17 protein-coding genes are annotated in these 18,265 nt (G+C 67.8%); 11 read left to right on the top strand and 6 right to left on the bottom strand.

Annotated features, from left to right (window positions below; translation table 11 throughout):
- Positions 1–8 precede the first annotated feature (8 nt).
- Genes cobJ through cobG form a run of 4 tightly spaced genes read right to left on the bottom strand, consistent with a single transcriptional unit; the run spans position 9 to position 4,652 of the window.
- Complete coding sequence (gene cobJ / locus OKW28_RS02500) at positions 9–1,763, bottom strand: precorrin-3B C(17)-methyltransferase (RefSeq protein ID WP_429446818.1); 1,755 nt, start codon at positions 1,761–1,763, stop codon at positions 9–11.
- Complete coding sequence (locus tag OKW28_RS02495; RefSeq protein WP_429443634.1) at positions 1,760–2,503, bottom strand: precorrin-2 C(20)-methyltransferase; 744 nt, start codon at positions 2,501–2,503, stop codon at positions 1,760–1,762. Before OKW28_RS02495 ends, cobJ begins: the two co-directional genes overlap by 4 nt.
- Complete coding sequence (locus tag OKW28_RS02490; protein WP_090809844.1) at positions 2,504–3,130, bottom strand: precorrin-8X methylmutase; 627 nt, start codon at positions 3,128–3,130, stop codon at positions 2,504–2,506.
- The gene (cobG, locus tag OKW28_RS02485; protein ID WP_429443633.1) at positions 3,123–4,652 is read right to left on the bottom strand and encodes a precorrin-3B synthase; all 1,530 of its coding nucleotides are present in this window, start codon (positions 4,650–4,652) and stop codon (positions 3,123–3,125) included. The genes OKW28_RS02490 and cobG overlap by 8 nt, the downstream gene beginning before the upstream one ends.
- Before the next feature lie 307 nt (positions 4,653–4,959).
- Here cobG and cbiE point away from each other — a divergent pair, with 307 nt between their 5' ends.
- The 6 genes from cbiE to OKW28_RS02455 all read left to right on the top strand — a co-directional run bounded on the left by cbiE (position 4,960) and on the right by OKW28_RS02455 (position 11,120).
- Positions 4,960–6,183, top strand: coding sequence for a precorrin-6y C5,15-methyltransferase (decarboxylating) subunit CbiE (gene cbiE / locus OKW28_RS02480; protein WP_429443632.1), 1,224 nt, complete (start codon positions 4,960–4,962; stop codon positions 6,181–6,183).
- Positions 6,183–7,283: a cobalt-precorrin-5B (C(1))-methyltransferase gene (locus tag OKW28_RS02475; RefSeq protein WP_429443631.1), complete on the top strand. Its 1,101-nt coding sequence runs from the start codon at positions 6,183–6,185 to the stop codon at positions 7,281–7,283. Before cbiE ends, OKW28_RS02475 begins: the two co-directional genes overlap by 1 nt.
- A complete protein-coding gene (locus OKW28_RS02470) occupies positions 7,280–8,044 on the top strand; it encodes a cobalt-precorrin-6A reductase (RefSeq protein WP_429443630.1) in 765 nt (254 codons plus the stop codon). The genes OKW28_RS02475 and OKW28_RS02470 overlap by 4 nt, the downstream gene beginning before the upstream one ends.
- Positions 8,041–8,769, top strand: coding sequence for a precorrin-4 C(11)-methyltransferase (gene cobM, locus OKW28_RS02465; protein WP_429443629.1), 729 nt, complete (start codon positions 8,041–8,043; stop codon positions 8,767–8,769). Before OKW28_RS02470 ends, cobM begins: the two co-directional genes overlap by 4 nt.
- 171 nt (positions 8,770–8,940) lie before the next feature.
- Positions 8,941–9,942 carry an AraC family transcriptional regulator gene (locus OKW28_RS02460; protein WP_429443628.1) on the top strand — a complete coding sequence of 334 codons (1,002 nt, stop codon included), beginning with the start codon at positions 8,941–8,943 and terminating at the stop codon, positions 9,940–9,942.
- A gap of 2 nt (positions 9,943–9,944) precedes the next feature.
- A complete protein-coding gene (locus OKW28_RS02455; protein WP_429443627.1) occupies positions 9,945–11,120 on the top strand; it encodes an alpha/beta hydrolase family protein in 1,176 nt (391 codons plus the stop codon).
- Between the two features lie 37 nt (positions 11,121–11,157).
- On the opposite strand, the gene OKW28_RS02450 is transcribed toward OKW28_RS02455, so the two are convergent.
- Positions 11,158–12,858: an MDR family MFS transporter gene (locus tag OKW28_RS02450; RefSeq protein ID WP_429443626.1), complete on the bottom strand. Its 1,701-nt coding sequence runs from the start codon at positions 12,856–12,858 to the stop codon at positions 11,158–11,160.
- Here OKW28_RS02450 and OKW28_RS02445 point away from each other — a divergent pair.
- The 4 genes from OKW28_RS02445 (at position 12,857) to OKW28_RS02430 (ending at position 16,093) form a co-directional block, all read left to right on the top strand.
- Positions 12,857–13,132: a DUF1488 domain-containing protein gene (locus OKW28_RS02445; protein WP_008923225.1), complete on the top strand. Its 276-nt coding sequence runs from the start codon at positions 12,857–12,859 to the stop codon at positions 13,130–13,132. The two genes, OKW28_RS02450 and OKW28_RS02445, sit on opposite strands and share 2 nt — an antisense overlap.
- Before the next feature lie 317 nt (positions 13,133–13,449).
- A complete protein-coding gene (locus OKW28_RS02440) occupies positions 13,450–14,085 on the top strand; it encodes a carbonic anhydrase (protein ID WP_184035393.1) in 636 nt (211 codons plus the stop codon).
- 87 nt (positions 14,086–14,172) lie between these two features.
- Positions 14,173–15,033, top strand: a complete 861-nt coding sequence (locus OKW28_RS02435; protein WP_429443625.1) for a DMT family transporter — start codon at positions 14,173–14,175, stop codon at positions 15,031–15,033.
- A 229-nt stretch (positions 15,034–15,262) separates the two neighbouring features.
- A complete protein-coding gene (locus OKW28_RS02430; protein WP_429443624.1) occupies positions 15,263–16,093 on the top strand; it encodes a DUF4148 domain-containing protein in 831 nt (276 codons plus the stop codon).
- 31 nt (positions 16,094–16,124) lie between these two features.
- Here the strand turns inward: OKW28_RS02430 and surE are convergent, their stop codons facing one another.
- Positions 16,125–16,904 (bottom strand): 5'/3'-nucleotidase SurE, encoded by a 780-nt coding sequence (gene surE, locus OKW28_RS02425; RefSeq protein WP_090809866.1) that lies wholly within the window; start codon positions 16,902–16,904, stop codon positions 16,125–16,127.
- Between the two features lie 116 nt (positions 16,905–17,020).
- On the opposite strand from surE, the gene OKW28_RS02420 reads away from it, so the two are divergent.
- Positions 17,021–18,196: an epoxide hydrolase family protein gene (locus tag OKW28_RS02420; RefSeq protein WP_429443623.1), complete on the top strand. Its 1,176-nt coding sequence runs from the start codon at positions 17,021–17,023 to the stop codon at positions 18,194–18,196.
- Positions 18,197–18,265 lie beyond the last annotated feature (69 nt).

Raw genomic sequence — 18,265 nt, 5'->3', positions numbered from 1 at the left:
CGGTCCGCTTACTCGTACCACCGCGGCGTGTACACCCACTGCGCGCCGTGATGGCCGCAAGCGAATCTTCTCGTCAGCGACGACCCGACGATCACCATCGTGCGCATATCCACATCGGCCGAGCGAAGCTCGCCGAGCGTCAGCGTGCGCAGCGTGCCGCCGGGCCGGCCGATATCGCGACCCAGCACCACCTGGGTCGATGGCACGCGATACTGCCGCACGATGTCGAGTGCCTTGTCGAGTTGCCACGGACGCGCGCGCGAAATCGGGTTGTAGAACGCCATCACGAGATCGGCTTGCGCCGCATGGCGCAGGCGGGTTTCGATGATCGTCCACGGCTTCAGGTTGTCCGACAGCGACAGCATGCAGAAGTCGTGGCCGAGCGGCGCGCCGGCCTGCGCGGCGGTCGCGAGCGCGGCCGACACGCCCGGCACGATCGATAGTTCGACGGCCGCCCATGCGTCGTTCCGGGAAGCTTCGAGCGCTTCGAGCACGGCGGCCGCCATCGCGAACACGCCGGGGTCGCCCGACGACACCATCACCACTGAGCGGCCTTCGCTCGCGAGCTCGAACGCGTGCCGCGCGCGCTGCATTTCCTCGCGATTGTCGGTGCCGTGCACGCGCTGACCGGCGCGCAGCGGGCCGGCCATTTTCACGTAGGTGTCGTAACCGAGGATGTCGGTCGCTTCGTTCAACGCGGTGCGCGCGGCCGGGACCATCAGCTCGGCCCGGCCGGGGCCGAGGCCGATCACGGTCAGACGGCCGCGGGCACGGCCGAGCGTCGCGGGGTCGATGGCGAGCGGGGAGAGGGCGAGCGCGACGTCGGGGTGTGCGTCGTCGTGCAGCGTTTCGTGGGGGACGCGTAGCGCGGTATGCAGCAACCTTGCGGCACTCGATTCGCCCTGTTCGGCGCTGGCATCGGCGAAGCGCAGCGGCACCTCGAGAAGCCTTGCCGCTTGCGCGAGCGCCGGGTCGGCCATGCTCGTCGATGGCGCGAGCAAGGCCGCAAGCGAAAGCATCGCGAGACCCTGCGCGTTCAGTGCCGCGCGCACGCGTGCGACGATCGCGTCGGCGGCATCGGCATCGTCGCTGGCGACAGCCGCCACCACACTGCGCGGATGAATCACGAGTTCGTCTTCACGCCCATCCCACGCGCGCGGCGTCACGCGAATCGCGAGACGCGCCGACGCCGAGCGCGGCAGTTGCGCGTCGTCGAGCCACGGCGCGTCGCCTTCGATGCGCGTGCTTTCGCCCGCGAGCAGATCCGACACGAAGCGCTTGCCGAGGCCCAGGTCGGCGAGCGCATAGCCATCGGGCGGATTGAGCACGCAGGTGCCGAAGCGCAGCTCGCCGCTCGTCGTGATCGCGGGCCGCACGGCCAACGCCGCGGCGATGTCGCGCGCCATCACGTTGACGCCCGCGAGGCCGCCGAGCAGCGGCACGACCGCGCTGCCGTCCTCGGCGACCGCGAGGACCGGCGGCTCGGCGCCTTTGTTCGACAGCAGCGGCGCGAGGCAGCGAATCACGATGCCGGCCGCGCACAGCGTGACGATCGGCGTGCCGCGCGCATACAGCTCGCGCAGATGCGCGCCGAGTTCGCTGTACGAGACGTCAGCGTCGACGCGCCCCTGCAGCGCATGGACCTGGCAGTCCGTGGCAACGCCGGCCGCGGCATGCGGGCCACGCTCGACATACGACGCCTGAATCCGCCGCGCGGTCGCAAGCGCGCCCGTGCCGAGAATCACGATGGCGGGCGCGTTCATCCTTGCCATTTTTGCCCCGGCACGACCAGCAGTGAGAAATACGGCGACGCCATCGGATCGACTTCGGCGAGCGGCACGATGCGCTGATTTCGCATCGTCGCGCGTTCGACGTACAGCGCGCGCTGCGCGAGTCCGAGTTCGTCGAGCACGCGCCGTACCTTGTCGAAATTGCGGCCGAGTTTCATGATGACCGCCGCGTCGGCGTCGGTCAGGCGGCGGCGCAATTCATCTTCGGGCAGCACGCCCGACAGCACCGACAAGCTCTGGTTGCGATACACGAGCGGCGCGCCGAGCACCGCCGCGCCGCCGAGCATCGAGCACACGCCGGGCACCACCTCACTGTCGTAGCGCGCCGCGAGCCGGTCGTGCAGATACATGTACGAGCCATAGAAGAACGGATCGCCTTCGCAGACCACCGCGACGTCGCGGCCCGCGTCGAGATGGCCCGCGACGATTTCGGCGGCGGTGTCATAGAAGTCCGCGATGATCGCTTCGTACGACAGCGGCGGTTCGAGTGCTTCGGTGGTGACCGGATAGACGAGCGGCAGATGCTGCTGCGCGTCGTGCAGATACGCCTCGATGATGCCAAAAGCGTTGCCCTTCTTGCCCTTCGCGACGAAATACGCGACCACCGGCGCCGCTTTGAGCAGCCGCAGCGCCTTCAACGTCAGCAATTCCGGGTCACCGGGACCGACGCCGATGCCGTACAGCCGTCCGCGACTCGTTAGCTGGCTCGCCATTTATTCGACCTCCGTCGCAAGCGCGTTGACCGCGGCGGCGGCCATCGCGCTGCCGCCGCGCCGTCCGTGCACGACCACATAGGGGACGCCGCGGCTGTTTTGCGCGAGTGCCGCTTTCGATTCCGCCGCGCCGACGAAGCCGACAGGAAAGCCGAGAATCAGCGCCGGCTTCTGCGCGCCGGCATCGAGCATGTCGAGCAGATGAAACAGCGCGGTCGGTGCATTGCCGATCACGACGACGCTGCCCGCCAGATGCGGGCGCCACAATTCGAGCGCGGCGGCCGAGCGCGTGTTGCCGATTTCGCGCGCGAGCGCGGGCACGTCCGGGTGCGTGAGGGTGCAGATCACTTCGTTGTTCGCGGCCAGCCGCGCGCGCGTGATGCCTTGCGCGACCATGCCCGCATCGCACAGGATCGGCGCGCCTTGCGCGAGCGCGCGGCGGCCCGCGCTGCCGGCGCCGTCGGAGAACGCGAGGTCGTCGATCACGTCGACCATGCCGCACGCGTGGATCACGCGCACCGCGAGCTTTTCGAGGTCGGCGGGGATGCGCGCGAGGTCGGCCTCCGCGCGGATCGTCGCGAACGATTGGCGATAGATCTCCTGACCGTCGCGAATGTAATCAAGCATGTGGAGTACTCCGGGCGAGGCGCGCGAGCAGCGCGGCGGCCTCGTCGATCGTCAGTTGGGGCGCAACGCATTGGCCGAAGCCGGGGCGGCCGTCGCGTCGATAAAGGTCGTAGAGGCCGGGCGCGGCGGCGAGCAGCGTGTAGGGCGCGCGATGGGCGGCCGCGCAGGAGCGCGGACAGCCCGTCAGATGCACGTCGACGCCGGCGGGTAAGCGCTCGGCGAGTTGCAGCGCGTCGGTCTTGGTGTCGGCGAGGCCCTTCGCGCAGCCGGCCGAACCGGCGCAGGCGATCACGTGCGTGATGGCCTGCGCGGGATCGCACGCGAGACCGAGTGCGATCAGCTTCGCGAGCACGGCGGGCACCGCCGTCGTCGCGATGTCGGGCAGCAGCACGCTTTGCCATGGCGTCGCGTGCAACCTGCCGTTGCCGTGTTTTTGCGCGAGCGCAGCCATGGCGCGCAGCGTGGCCGCGTCGATCCGGCCGAGCGGTGGATGGCCGCCGACATGCGACGTGCCGTCGCCGCGCTGCGCGTGCGCGCCCAGCCGCAGCGATGGGTCGGCGGCGATGTGTCGTTGCCAGTGGCTCAGCGATGCGTCGCGCGCGAGCGGGAAATCGACGTAGCGCTGCGCGTGCCGCAGCAGCGCGTCGGCGCAATGCGTGGCGAGCAGGTCGCGCATGCGGGTCGCGTCGGCTGCGGCGAGGTCGAGGAACGTGTGCAGCAACGCGCGCAGGAGCGCGGGCACGCGCGACGGCGGCACCGCCGCGAGCGCGCCCGTGCCGTTGGAATCGCGATGGTCGCGCGGGTTCGAGTTCTCGCCTGCCGGAGCCGGGCACCCCGCGAGGCCGAACACGAAGCGCACGCCTTCTCCGTCAGCCGACGCCGCGAGCCACACGTCATGCGGATGATCGACCCGCGCAAGCTGTTCGCCGCCGTCGAGCAGCAGCGCGAATTTCGGCGACAACGCTACGAAGCGCGCATCGCCTTGCAGCAGCGTCAGCAGTTCTCCGCACAGCGGCGTCGTGTCGATCAGCGCGTGCGGATCGCGGCCGGCGGCCGGGCTGATCATCACATTGCGGACGTCGTCGGCGGAACTGAGCGCGCTGGGTCCGGAGGTGTGCGGGTAGTTTGCAGCGGTGGCTTGCGAAGCGGAATCCGAAGGCGAAGCAACTGCGTAGGCGGAAAAGAACGCGCCGGCCGGTCCAAGCCCCGCGCCGATCAGCGCCGCGCTCAACGCCGCTTCGTGTCCGTCACGAACGCCGCGCAGTTGCAGATTCGCGCGATTGGTCAGCTCGGCGACGCCGTTCGCGTGCCGCGTGCTGGCATCGGCGATCGCGCGTGCCTGCGCCGCGCTCAGCACGCCGCCGGGCAGTTTGATGCGGCAGATGCCGCCGTCGCGCGCGGGGACGATGCGCAGCAACCCCGGACATGCCGAGAGCCGCGGTGTCGTGACCGCGTGGGACGAAACGGTGGGAGGCGAAGCTCGATTCAAAGGGGCACCGGGTTTAGCGTCGCGCGACGGCATGGCTGCGGCCTCGCTGCATGCTGCCCGACGAGGGCCGGCGTGAACTGTGCGGCCGAAAAGCGCTTCGCGCCGACCGTGGGCAATGAAAGCGGCCATTATATCTTTACGCTGTAGCCGCAGCGCCTGTTTGCCGGCCATCGCGCGATGCCGGTGATCGCGGCAGCATGGCGCTCCGCCGCGAACCCGCGGGCCGCATGGCGGCGGTATCATGCGGACTTTCGCAACCCGCGCTCCGAGCCTGCGCAAAGCCGCATGCGTGAGCCGGTGCAATCGCTAAAGAATCGACGCAACTGATGAGGATGGATGCATGCCGGCATGGCTGACCGTAGTGGGCATTGGCGACGACGGCTTCGCCGGTTTGGGGCGGCCCGCGCGGCGTGCGTTGCTGGGCGCGTCGGTCGTGTACGGCGGCGAGCGCCATCTGGCGATGCTGCCCGCGCGGCTCGCCGCGCGCCGTGCCGCGTGGCCGCGTCCGTTCGATCTCGCGCCGTTGCTCGCCGAGCGTCCGCACGCGGTGTGCGTGCTCGCGAGCGGCGATCCGATGCTGTTCGGCGTCGGCGCGACGCTCGCGCGGCAGTTGCCGGCCGGCGAGTTGCGCGTGCTGCCGGCGCCGTCGTCGTTGTCGCTCGCGGCCGCGCGGCTCGGCTGGCCGTTGCAGGATGTCGCGACCGTCTCGCTGGTCGGCCGACCGCTTGCCGCGCTGAATGCGCATCTGCGTGACGGCGCGCGCCTGTTCGTGCTGAGCGCGGACGGGCGCACGCCCGCGGAACTGGCGGCCTCGCTCGATGCGCGCGGTTTCGGCGCGACTGCCATGACCGTGCTCGAACATCTGGGTGGTGCACGCGAACGGCGTGTCGATGGCCGCGCGGATCAATGGCCAGCCGGCGAGATGGCCGCGCTCAATCTGATCGCGCTCGAGTGCCGCGCGTCGGCGCATGCGCCGCGTCTGCCGCTGACCTGCGGTTTGCCCGACGACGCCTTTATCCACGACGGCCAGTTGACCAAGCGCGACGTGCGCGTCATCACCCTCGCGCGCCTCGCGCCCGCGCCCGGCGAGTTGCTGTGGGACGTCGGCGCGGGCAGCGGTTCGATCGGAATCGAATGGATGCGCGCGCATCCCACGTGTCGCGCGATCGCGATCGAAGCGAACGAAGCGCGGCAGCGCTTCATCGAACAGAATCGCGATGCTTTGGGCGTGCCCGGACTGCAACTCGTGGCCGGCCGCGCGCCTGACGCGTTGCGGGGACTGCCGGGGCCGCACGCGGTGTTCATCGGCGGTGGGGTGACGGAGCCTGACGTGCTCGACACCTGTTGGACACAACTGCGCGACGGCGGCCGGCTCGTCGCGAACGCGGTGACGCTGCAAGGCGAGGCGATGCTCGCCGCATGGCGCGAGCGGCATGGCGGTACGCTGACGCGCATCGGGCTCGCTCACGCGCAACCGCTCGGCGGCTTCGATACGTGGCGCCAGGCGTTGCCGATCACACTGCTCGACGTGACCAAACCCGCCAAACCATCGGCCGATTCGTGATGCGCGACGAGACTCCCGAACAGCCGGCGCCGCTGCGCAGCGGCTATACGACCGGCAGTTGCGCGACCGCGACGTCGCTCGCGGCCGCTCGTCTACTGCTGGCGGGCGAGGTCAGCGAGGTCGCGGAGATCGTGTTGCCGAAGGGCCAGCATGTGCCGATGCGGCTCACGTTCTGCCGCCTTGCCGCGACGGACGGCGAGCGGATCGCCGAAGCCGGCACGATCAAGGATGCCGGCGACGATCCCGACGTGACCCACGGCGCGCTCGTGTTCGCGCGCGTACGCCTCGTGCCCGAGCCCGGTGTGATCTTTCGCGCGGGGCCGGGCGTCGGCACGGTCACGCGCGCGGGGCTCACGCTGCCGGTCGGCGAACCGGCGATCAATCCGGTCCCGCGCCAGATGATCACGCAGCACCTCGTCGAACTCGCCGCGCGCCACGCGTATCGCGGCGGCTTCGAAGTGACGATCAGCGTCGAAGGCGGCGAAGCGCTCGCGCTGAAAACGATGAACCCGCGACTCGGGATTGTCGGTGGGCTGTCGATACTCGGCACCACCGGCATCGTGCGGCCGTTTTCGTGCTCGGCGTACATCGCGTCGATCCATCAGGGCATCGACGTCGCGCGCGCGAACGGCTATACGCACGTGGCCGCCTGCACCGGCAATGCGAGCGAGGACGCGATGCGCGCGCACTACGGCCTGCCCGATATCGCGCTGATCGAAATGGGCGATTTTGTCGGCGCGGTGCTCAAGCATGTGAAGCGCGCGCCGGTCGAGCGACTGAGCATTTGCGGCGGCTTCGGCAAGCTCAGCAAGCTTGCGGCCGGCCATCTCGATCTGCATAGTCGCAACTCCAGCATCGATCTCGAACAACTCGCCGGCTGGGCTGCCGCGCATGGCGCCGACGCCGCGCTGCAAGCGGCGATGCGCGCGGCCAACACGAGCCAGCAGGCGCTCGCGCTCGCTCTCGCGCGGCAGGTGCCGCTCGGCGATATCGTCTGTCAGCACGCTTTGGCCGTTGCTCGCGATATCGTGCCGCCGCAGGTCAGCGTCGAAATCTTCGCGATCGACCGGCAGGGCAACATCGTCGGAGTCGCGCGATGACGCGCATCCTGCTGCTCGGCGGCACCGGCGACGCGCTGAAGATCGCGCGCCAACTCGGTCCCGCGCATGTGTACAGTCTCGCGGGACTCGGCAAGGTCCCCGACGACTTGAAGTGCGCGGTGCGCGTCGGCGGTTTCGGCGGCAGCGCGGGTCTGGCGCGTTACCTCGCGAGCGAAGCGATCGGCCTCGTGATCGACGCGACGCATCCGTACGCGGCGCGGATCAGCGCGAATGCCGTAGACGCGTGCCGCGCGGCGAAGGTGCCGTGCTGGGCGCTGCGGCGTCCAGCGTGGCAGCCGCAAGCCGGCGACGACTGGCGCATGGTCGATGACTGGAACGAACTGATCGACACGCTCGCGCCGTTCAGGCGGCCGCTTTTCACGCTCGGTCGCGAACCGCTCGCGCATCTCGATGAGATTCCGCCGCATCAATTCTGGACCGTGCGCGTGCTCGATTCGCATCCGGACACGGCGCGCTCGCGCGTCCTCGCGGCGCGCGGACCGTTCACGCTCGACGGCGAACGCGCGCTGTTCGCGCTGCAGGCGTTCGACGTCGTCGTCAGCAAGAACAGCGGCGGCGGCGCGACCGAGGCGAAGCTCGAGGTCGCGCGCGAACGTGGCTTGCCGGTGATCATGCTGCGACGGCCGGTGTTGCCCGAGGTCGATCGCGAGTTCGCCAGCGTTGCCGATCTTCTCGATGCGTTGCCCGTGCAGGCGAATGCGGATTCGGGTAAGCGAGCAAATAATTGGAGTACTGAATGACAGTGTTTTTTATCGGCGCGGGTCCGGGCGATCCGGAACTGATCACGGTCAAAGGGCAGCGTCTCGTGCGCAGTTGTCCGGTGATCCTGTATGCGGGGTCGCTGGTGCCGGCCGCGGTGCTCGAAGGTCATAGCGCGGAACAGGTGATCAACACCGCGGAGCTCGATCTCGACCAGATCGTCGGGCTACTCGCGGCGGCGCACGCGAAGGGCCAGCATGTCGCGCGCGTGCATTCGGGCGATCCGTCGCTGTACGGTGCGATCGGCGAGCAGATCCGCCGTTTGCGCGAGCTGGCCATTCCTTACGAAATCGTGCCCGGCGTGACCGCGACGGCCGCATGCGCGGCGGCGCTCGGCTGCGAGTTGACGCTGCCCGGCGTGTCGCAGACGCTGATCCTCACGCGCTACGCGAGCAAAACGTCGATGCCCGAAGGCGAGCAGTTGGGCGATGTCGCGCGGCATCGCGCGACGCTGGCGATTCACCTCGGCGTGCGGCATCTCGCGCGCATCGTCGATGAGTTGCGGCCGCATTACGGCGGCGCGTGTCCGATCGCGGTGATCTATCGCGCGAGTTGGCCCGACGAGGAAAAGGTCACTGGCACGCTCGACGATATCGTCGCGAAGGTGCAGGGCAGCGCGATCGAGCGCACCGCGCTGATTCTGGTCGGCCAGGTGCTGGCCGCCGAAGGGTTCGCCGATTCGACGCTGTATGCGAAGGGCAGTTGACGGCGCCGTGAAAGCCTTTCTGGCGTCAGGAAGCCGCGTGAGTTGTCGATCATAATGTGACGCAGCGCGCGAGCCTGGCCGCCCGTCTGCTGGCAAAACGCGAAGCGCGAAAACGCGAAAATCCGCAAGTTCTGCACCGCCTCGCGGCGCGCAGACCGCTATCGTGGCGCCATGATGAAGCCCAGCACCGAACGTGATTACCGTCGACGGATCGCTCGCGTGGTCGAGGCCATTCTGGTCGACCCCGGCGCGCGACACACGCTCGACAGCCTCGCGGCCGTCGCGCATATGTCGCCGTATCGCTTCCACCGGATTTATCGCGCGTTGATGGGCGAGAGCGTTGGCGACACCGTCAAGCGTCTGCGGCTCGCCGAGGCGGCCCAGCGATTGACCGACGCCGCGCAGGTCACCGCGGTCGCGCACGACGCCGGCTACGACAGTCCCCAAGCATTCGCGCGCGCGTTTCGCGATTTCACCGGTGTGTCGCCGAGCGAATTCAGGACCCGGCAGCGGCATCTGGTGGCGAATCCGGCGGTTTCGACAGCTTCGGCGCGGACGCTGCGAACGGCGCAAGCGCGCATCGCGCAGCGAGGCGACGGCGATGGCGCCCGCATTCACGATGGCGTCGACGGTAACCGTGACGAAAGCACCGAAAGGCAAAGCCCGCCCGCGCTGCCGTCCGTCGAAGTCACCGAGCTCGCGCCGCTCGACGTGCTATGCCTTCGCCATGACGGCCCGGTCGCGACGATCGGCCAGACCTTCCACACGCTGATGACGACGCTGCGCTGCGACGAGAACCCGCTGTTGCAACAGCGCGTCGGCATTTGCGCGCGCGATCCGTCGATGGCTGGCGGGTTTTGCTATCACGCGGCAATTGTCGCGGGCTCGCAGGCGGCGTTGAGCGGTGCGATGGAGCGGCTCGACGAAGCCGCGCAACGCCCGCGTGTTGCCGGGCGCCCGCCGGGCATCGAGCCGCTGCGGCTCGAAGGCGGGCTGTATGCGGTGCACCGCCTCGTCGGCCCTTATGCGCTGATCTCGCCCACTTTCAGGGCGCTGTACAGCGGCTACCGGCGCGATCAGCGGCCGGGGTTGGAACTGTATCGAAGCACGCCCGATCGCGGCGCGCTAGATCCCTGCGTCACCGATCTGATGATTCCCATTTGCGAGGGCTAACCATGTTGCGTCGAGGCTGGGCCGCGCTGTCGAGCGCGGTGGTGGTGTCGTTGAGCGTGGCGTTGTCAGGGGTGCTGTCTGGCGCGATGTGGGCTTCGTTGCCGGCGAACGCCATCGCGCAAACCGCCTCCGCCGGCTGGCATGTCGGCGAAACGAGCCGCGTATTTCACCCCGCCGTGGCCCGCAACTGGCGCGGCGCGCAAACGCAGGCGCTGATCACGCGCATCTGGTACCCGGCCGATGCGGCGCAACCCGAGACGCCTCACGATATCGGCGCGCCGGGCCATCCGATGTTCGTCGGCCACGCGGCCGCCGACGATGCGCCGCTGTCCGTCGCGCAGCCCAAATACCCGTTGCTGCTGCTATCGCACGGCACCGGCGGCAGCGCGGACAGTCTCGACTGGCTCGCGGCGTCGCTGGCCGCGCAGGGCTATATCGTCGCGGGCGTCAATCATCCGGGTAACAACGCGCTGGAGCCGCGCACGCGCGAGGGCTTCATCCTCTGGTGGGAGCGCGCGACCGATTTGAGCGAAGTGCTCGACGGGGTGCTCGCGGACCCGCGTTTCGGTCCGCGCGTCGACACGACGCGGATCGGCGCGCTGGGCTTTTCGCTCGGCGGCTATACGGTGCTCGAAGTCGCGGGCGCACGGACCGATCGCGCGGCGCTGGAGCGCTTCTGCACGTCGCCCGAAGCCGATGCGATCTGCTCGCCGCCCGAAGCCGCCAATCTCGCGCACGCGCCTGGCACGCCGGCGCTGACGGTCGAGGGGCTATCGGCGGAAACGAACGCATCGCGCGCGCGCTCGGGCGACTCGTATCGCGATCCGCGCGTCAAAGCCGCGTTCGCGATCGCGCCCGCGCTCGGCGAGGCATTCAACAGTTCGTCGTTCAAGGAAGTGACGATTCCGGTCGCGCTGCTGGCGGGCGAGGCGGACACGACCGCGCCGGTCAACACCAACATTCACCGCATCGCGGGCCTCATGCCGCAAGCGACGGTGACGATGGTGCCGGGCGCCTCGCACTATACATTCATGGATGTGTGCGAGCCCGAGGCGATGGAGCGTCTGGCGCCGATCTGCAAGGACGGGCCGGGTGTCGATCGCGCCGCGATTCATGCGCGAACCGCGGCCCAGGTGCGTGATTTCTTCGCGGCGACGCTGCCGGCGGGCGGCTCATAGCGCTCGCGAACGCAAGTGGTTCGCGACGCCGCGCGACTCAGTCCTCGAGCGGCGACAAGGCCTTGAGTGGTGCCGGCTTGTCGTCGCCGAATCGGATCGTTGGCACCAGCGCGAGCAGCACGACCAAGAATAGCGCGATCACGAACATCGACACGAAGGTCAGATGCAGCGAATGGTGCAGCACGAGCCGGACCAGATCGCTGTCGCCGAGATCGGCGGCGCGGTTCTGCAGCAGCGCCTTCAGCTGATCCGACGTGACCGTCGCGACGCCCTGCGAATGACTGAGCCCGAAGTTCAGCACCGCGCCGAACAGCGTCGCGCCGAGCGTGCTGCCGAGATTGCGCGAAAACAGGTTCGACGCGGTCGCACTGCCGCGTTCGTCCATCCTGACGATCTCCTGGATCAGCACGAGCGAACTGACGCTCGACGTCCCCATGCCAAAGCCCATGATCAGCGACGCGAACCCGGCGACGAGCGGTGACGCGCCCGGCGACAGCAACAGCAGTAGCACCGCGCCGAGCGGCACGAACGCGCTGCCGCAGATCAGGATGCGCCGCAAACCGAGCCGGTGAAACGACTTCGCCGCGAACGTCGCGCCGGTGGGCCAGCCGACCATCATCATCGTCAGCGCGAGGCCGGCCACCACGGGCGAACGATGCAGCACGCCCTGCACGTACATCGGCAGGAACGTGGTCGCGCCCATCAGGATCATGCCGGCCAGTACCGTCGCGCTGTTGCATGCGGCGATCGGGCGGCGGCTCCATAGCGCGAACGAGATCATCGGTTCGGCCGCGCGACACTCCTGCAGCACGAACAGCAGAACGCACAGCACGAAGACGCCGCCTGCGAACGAGGCTGGCGCCAACGCGTCGTCGCCGGCGTAGGTCAGCGCCATCATCAGCGCTGCGATCGCGGCCATGAACAGCGCGGCGCCGGCGAAATCGATGGACGGCCGCGCGCGCCGTTCCGATTCGCGCAGGAACGCGATGAAGCCCGCCGCCGACGCGAGCCCGATCGGCACGTTCATCCAGAAGATCCACGCCCACGACAGGTTGTGAATGATGAAGCCGCCGACCATCGGACCCACGACCGCCGAAATCGCCCACACGCTCGCGAGATAACCCTGCACTTTGCCGCGTTCGCGCGCCGGGTACAGATCGGCGACGACGGTCAACGTGACCGGCTGGATCGCGCCCGCGCCGATCCCCTGGATCAGGCGGAACACGATCATCGCCGGCATCGACCACGCGAAGCCGGCGAGCACCGAGCCGACGAGAAAGATCGCGATGCCCGCGAGAATCACGGGCTTGCGCCCATAGAGGTCGGCGAGCTTGCCGAACACCACGGTCATCGCGGTCTGCGTGAGCAGGAACGACGAGAACACCCAACTGTATAAATGCAGGTCGCCGAGTTGCGAGACGATCTGCGGCATCGCGGTCGACACGATGGTCGCTTCGATCGCGACCATCGCCATCGAGGCCATCACGGCGGCGATCACGAGCGGGCGCGAAGATTGAGTATTGCGGGACATGAAGGGCGTAGTATCGATATGTTGAATGCGTCGACGGCCCGGAGGAGGCCTTGCTGCGACGCATCGGCGCGGCCGCGCGTGGCGGCCGGTCAGGAGTATGCACCTTGCGGAGAATGCGTGCTCGCGCCCGGGCAGCCGGCGAGCCGGCCGGATTGGGCACGACCGTTGCGTATTCGGATTTCCCTTTGACACACGGAGGACAATCATGAGGATCGAATTCACCGGACGCCGGGAAGTGGTGGCTGCTGCGCGCGTCGCCTACGAGGCCAATGTGGACGGGAAGGACGTATGGTGCAGCGTGTCGCTCGATGCGCTCAATGACCATTTCGGCAATGGCAGCCTCGGCAACGGCGCCCCGTCTGCTCACGATCTGGTGGGAGCGTTCGAGGCGAACCGCGCCCGCATTGAAAATGCTACGCGGCGGGTGCTCGAACGCAACGGGGGACGGTCCGTGGAGCTCGAGACGCGCGACTTCGATTGAGCGACCCGCTTGCTTGTATCGGGTCAGGCCATTCGTGCCGGTGGAAAGGACTCTTCCATCGCGGCGACTAGATCCGCGACGCCGGCGCGGCTAGAGTATCGATGCACACACCGCTTAACGCGTGTGAGCGAGAGAGTTGGACCCGGCTGCCGGCAGCCGGGTCTTTTTTATGGCGCGTGCAAGCACGCCATTATTTCGCAGGCAATTCGCCGCAGGAGCGTCCGACGATTAGCACGGTGATTCGCGCGACGATTGAAAGGCTGCGGTATAGTCGCGGCAACTTTAAATCCGTCTCTTCCGATTCTCTGGAGAATATCGTGCAGGAAATCATCGAAGGTCTGATCCGCTTTCAACGCGAGGTCTTTCCACAGCAAAGCGCGCTCTTCAAGCGGTTGTCGACGGCGCAGAATCCCAGCACGCTCTTCGTGACCTGTTCGGACAGCCGCGTGGTGCCGGAACTGCTGACGCAGACCGAACCGGGGTCGCTCTTCGTGATCCGCAACGCGGGCAACATCGTGCCGTCGTACGGCCCGGAGCCGGGCGGCGTATCGGCAACCGTCGAATATGCGATTGCCGTGCTCGGCGTGACCGACATCGTGATCTGCGGCCATTCGAACTGCGGCGCGATGACGGCGATCTCGAGCTGCACGAATCTGGAGCACATGCCGGCGGTCGCGAGCTGGCTGCGTCACGCGGATGCGGCGAAAGCGATCAACGCGTCGCGCCACTACGGCTCGGATGCGGAGCGGCTCGAGGCGCTGGTCAAGGACAACGTGATCGCGCAGCTCAGCAACATCCGCACGCATCCGTCGGTGGCGGTCGGACTCGTGAACAAGACGCTGCGGCTGCATGGCTGGATCTTCAATATCGAAAGCGCCGAAATGCTTGCGCTCGATGGCAAGACCGGTAAATTCCTGCCGCTTGCGGATAATCCGGAAATTTATGCGAGTTGAAGTGGCATTAAAACGGGTTTTTAGTTTGAGGGATTAACACCTTGGCTTGCTAAAAGCCTTGCGAACGCGGCGCAACGGATTGTTCCGGTGCGCCGCGTTGTTTTTTCGGGTTGGCCGGCGCGGCGACGCGGCTTCGATCCCACCGCGCCGCCCGGCACAACCACCTCTATCAGCTCGACGTCACCAGCGAATCCGACGGCACTGTTCGGTCTGTTCCCGGCCGTCGCGATGTGCCTGCGCGGCAAGCCGCTCGCCACGCGCTTGCGGCAACTGGACGTGCGCGGGCAGACCCTGCGCGCGCTGACGCTGCTCGGCGCATCGGGCCTGTTCTTTGCGAGGCTGCCGTATATGCCGCTCAGCGAGGCGGTCGCGATCGTCTATTCGGAGACCTTGCTCGTGATCGTGCTGGCGCCGCTGCTGTTGCACGAAACGCTCAAGCCGCGCGACGCGCTGGCCGCGGCGGTCGGTTTCGCCGGCATGCTGCTCGTGGTGCGCCCTGACGGCTCGCATGCGAGCTGGCTCGGGCCTGCGCTGCTGATCGCGAGTGCGTTGTGCGGCGCGCTGTCGATCATCCAGATCAAGCGCATCAAAGCCAGCGACGATTCGGGCACGACCGTGCTGTACTTCACGCTGGTCGGCACGGCCGTCATGGGCGCGTCGCTGGTCTTCGCGTGGCGCACACCGTCGTTCGATGCGCTCGCGATCATGGCGCTGCTCGGCGCGCTTGCGACGGCGGGCCAGTTGCTGATGACGATGGCGTTCCGCGATGCCGATGCCGGCGCGCTCGCGCCGTACAACTACACGAGCATCGTGTGGGCCGCGCTGTTCGGCTACCTGGTGTGGGGCGAGACGATCGGCGGAATATCGATGCTCGGTATCGCGTTGATCGTCGGCAGTTCGATCGCCGTCGCGATGCGCCGCAAGCCCGAGGAAGGGCCGCTCGTTTGAGCTGCGCTTGCGTCGCTGAAAACAGGGTCGAAGGCGGCGCGGGAAGAATCGCTTGGGACTCCGATCAAGGCGCGCGTTTGAACGGAAGAATACCCGTCGATTTCGGACACATCCCCGACCAGATCCGCCGATTCGTCGGTTGTTAGGTCTAAAAAGGAAAACACTGTCATTCGTATCGCCCACACTTTGACTAATGGGTCGGTCGATCGGTTGGAATGGGGAGCGTGCCTTGTATAGCGAACCGAGAATGATCGTGTTGATGGGCCTCGTCTTCGGCGCGGTGACGATTGGGGCCTATGTGTCGCAGCTGGACAACGACTGGTCGTCCGGTCGGGACGTGAGTCTCGTCGCCGACGGCGAACGGGGTGTCAGCGCGACGGGGGCGGCGGCGGGGCAGAGCGAAGGCCGGCCCGGCGCGGCGACGGTCGCGCCGGCAACGCGCCGCCATGCGCTGCGCGACGACGTGGCCGCCTTGCGGGCTCCGCCGGCCGCGTCGATTGGAGCGCAGGCGGGCGACGCTCTGGCCATCGCGGCGCTACAGTTCGCGCGGGAGTCGAACAAGGCGCAGCAACAGCAGCAGCCGCACCCGCAGCCGCAGCCGCAGCCGCAGCCGCAGCCGACGAGTTTGCCGCCGCAGCCTGCGGTGACGTCGAACCGGACCCCGGCGCCACCCACGGCAAAGATCGGGCACGCCCACCATAGCCGCGTTGCGTCGGGTACCACGACGAAACCTCGCTCAGCGCAAAGTGTTGCGACGACATCGGGTAGTCATGCGCGGGGCGGCAGCCACCGGAAAAGTTCTACTGCTGAGCGGTCTGGGAAGAAAGCGGCCAGCGTCGTGCCAGAGGCGCGGCCGTTGCCGCAATATGCAACGCAAGGCGTCGAGTCGCCATGGTCGATGCCGCGCGCGGGGCTGACCAGCCAGTCCGCAACTCAAGCGGTCGTCAGCAACGGCCCCAAAACCCGCGCCGAAGTAGAGGCCGAACTCGTGCGCGCGCGTGAGAACGGTACGATGCCCGCGTTCGGCAGACCCGAGCCATCGGGACCTGGGGCACACTGAAGCGGGCCTCGCGCCGCGTCCCCGGCAACCGTTAGATCAACGACGCGGCGAGCCGCGCGAAGGTGGCTTCGTCGGTGCGATCGAACGCAAGCGGCGTGACCGATACGCGCCCCGCCGCGACGGTTGCCGTTTCGCTGTCGGCATCGTTCTCGCGCGGGCCACGATCGAAGCGCAACCAGTGATACGCGATGCCGCGCGGGTCGACTTCCGGCAGCACCTCGATGTCCCTGACGAGCCCGACGCCCTGGCGCGTCGGCGTCAGCGGACCTGCGTCGGCGGCATCGACGTCGGGGAAGTTGATGTTCAGGCAGGTCGGCGCCGCATGCTCGATCGCGAGCAACTGACGGATCACGCCGGGTGCGAGCGTGCGCGCGGTGTCCCAGCGCACGCGCTCGCGATCGCTGAACGCCTGGCTCAGCGCGAACGACGGCAGCCCGAGCAGCAGACCCGTCATCGCCGCGCCGACCGTGCCCGAGAACATCGTTTCGATGCCGAGGTTGCCGCCGCGATTGACGCCGGACAGCACCAGCGACGGCGGCGCCTCGCGCATCAGATGACGCACGCCCATCACGACGCAATCGCCGGGCGTGCCGGTCACGCCGAAACGGCGTTCGCCCTGGCGGCTCACGCGCAGCGGCGAATGCAGGCTGATGGAATGCGACGTACCGCTCTGGTCGTGCTCGGGCGCGACCACCCAGACTTCGTGCGCGAGCTCGGCGGCCACGGCTTCGAGCACGGCGAGGCCGGGCGCGTCGATACCGTCGTCGTTCGTCAGCAGCACTCGCGGCAGCTTGGATTCGTAAGCGGACATCGCGTCAATCTCCTGTGGCTCGGTGAATGATTCGTAGGGAAGGGACGCCCATTATCGAGCTTTCGTCGGACGCGCGTACGATGACGGTGAGCCGCCAATGACCCAGGACGACCCCCATGCAGATCGACCCGTTTGAGATTGCGATCGCCGATCAGGACATCGACGATTTGCGCCGCCGCATCTACGCCACCCGCTGGGCGCCCACGACGCCCGCGCCCGCCTGGCAGCAGGGCACCGACCCGGCCTGGCTGCGCGAACTCGCGACCTATTGGGCCGGGCAATTCGACTGGCGCGCGGCCGAACGCAGATTGAACCAGCTGCCGCAATTTCTCGCCGACGTGAACGGCCAGACCGTGCACTTCGCGCTTCGGCGCGCCGCCAGTGTCGCGCCCGGCTTTCAGGCTTATCCGCTGGTGATCACGCACGGCTGGCCCGGTTCCTTCTTCGAGTTTTACGCGCTGCTCGATCAGTTGTGCGATCCGGTCGCGTTCGGCGCCGATCCCGCCGACGCCTTCGACGTCGTCGCGCCGTCGCTGCCGGGCTTCGCGTTTTCGCCTGAGCCCGCGCAGGCCGGCATGTCCGCGTTCCAGGTCGCGGACCTGTGGGTGTTACTGATGCGCGGGCTCGGCTACGAGCGCTTCGGCGCGCAGGGCGGCGATCTTGGCGCGGGCGTGTCGATCGCGTTGGCCGCGCATCATCCGCGGGTGGTCGACGGCATCCATCTGAACTTCCTGCCGAGTTCCTATGAGCCCGCGATCGGCGCGGCGCAGCGGGAGCTGACGCCGGGCGAGCAGGACTATCTGCGCGAGAAGAACGACTGGGCCGCACTCGAAGGCGGTTACGCGCATCAGCACGGCACCAAACCCCTGACGGTCGCCGCGTCGCTGAACGATTCGCCGGTGGGACTCGCCGCATGGATCGGCGAGAAGTTTCGGGCGTGGAGCGATTGCGGCGGCGAGGTGGAAAGCGTGTTCTCGAAAGACGATCTGCTGACCAATATCTCGCTGTACTGGTTCACGCAGTGCATCGGCCCGGCGATGCAGATGTATTGGGAAAACCGCCTGCAGCCGATGCGTTTCTCCGACGGCGAGCGCATTGACACACCAGTCGGCTTCGCGCTGTTTCCGAAGGAGATCAATCATCCGCCGCGAAGCTGGCTCGAACGAACCTTCAACGTCGCGCAGTGGAGCGAAATGCCAGCCGGCGGGCACTTCGCGGCGATGGAAAAGCCCGCGTTGCTCGCGGCCGAGATTCGAAAGTTTTTCAGGCCGTTGCGGCAGAAAGCGCGCTAGGCAGCGTCGATCACTAACGGCGAAGGCGGCTCATGCCGCCTATTTTATTCATTCGGCGCCAGCAGGAAT

Origin of the sequence: Paraburkholderia sp. 40 (assembly GCF_050434105.1) — a bacterium.
Taxonomy (GTDB): domain Bacteria; phylum Pseudomonadota; class Gammaproteobacteria; order Burkholderiales; family Burkholderiaceae; genus Paraburkholderia; species Paraburkholderia tuberum.
This window is presented reverse-complemented; position numbering and strand designations above follow the sequence as displayed.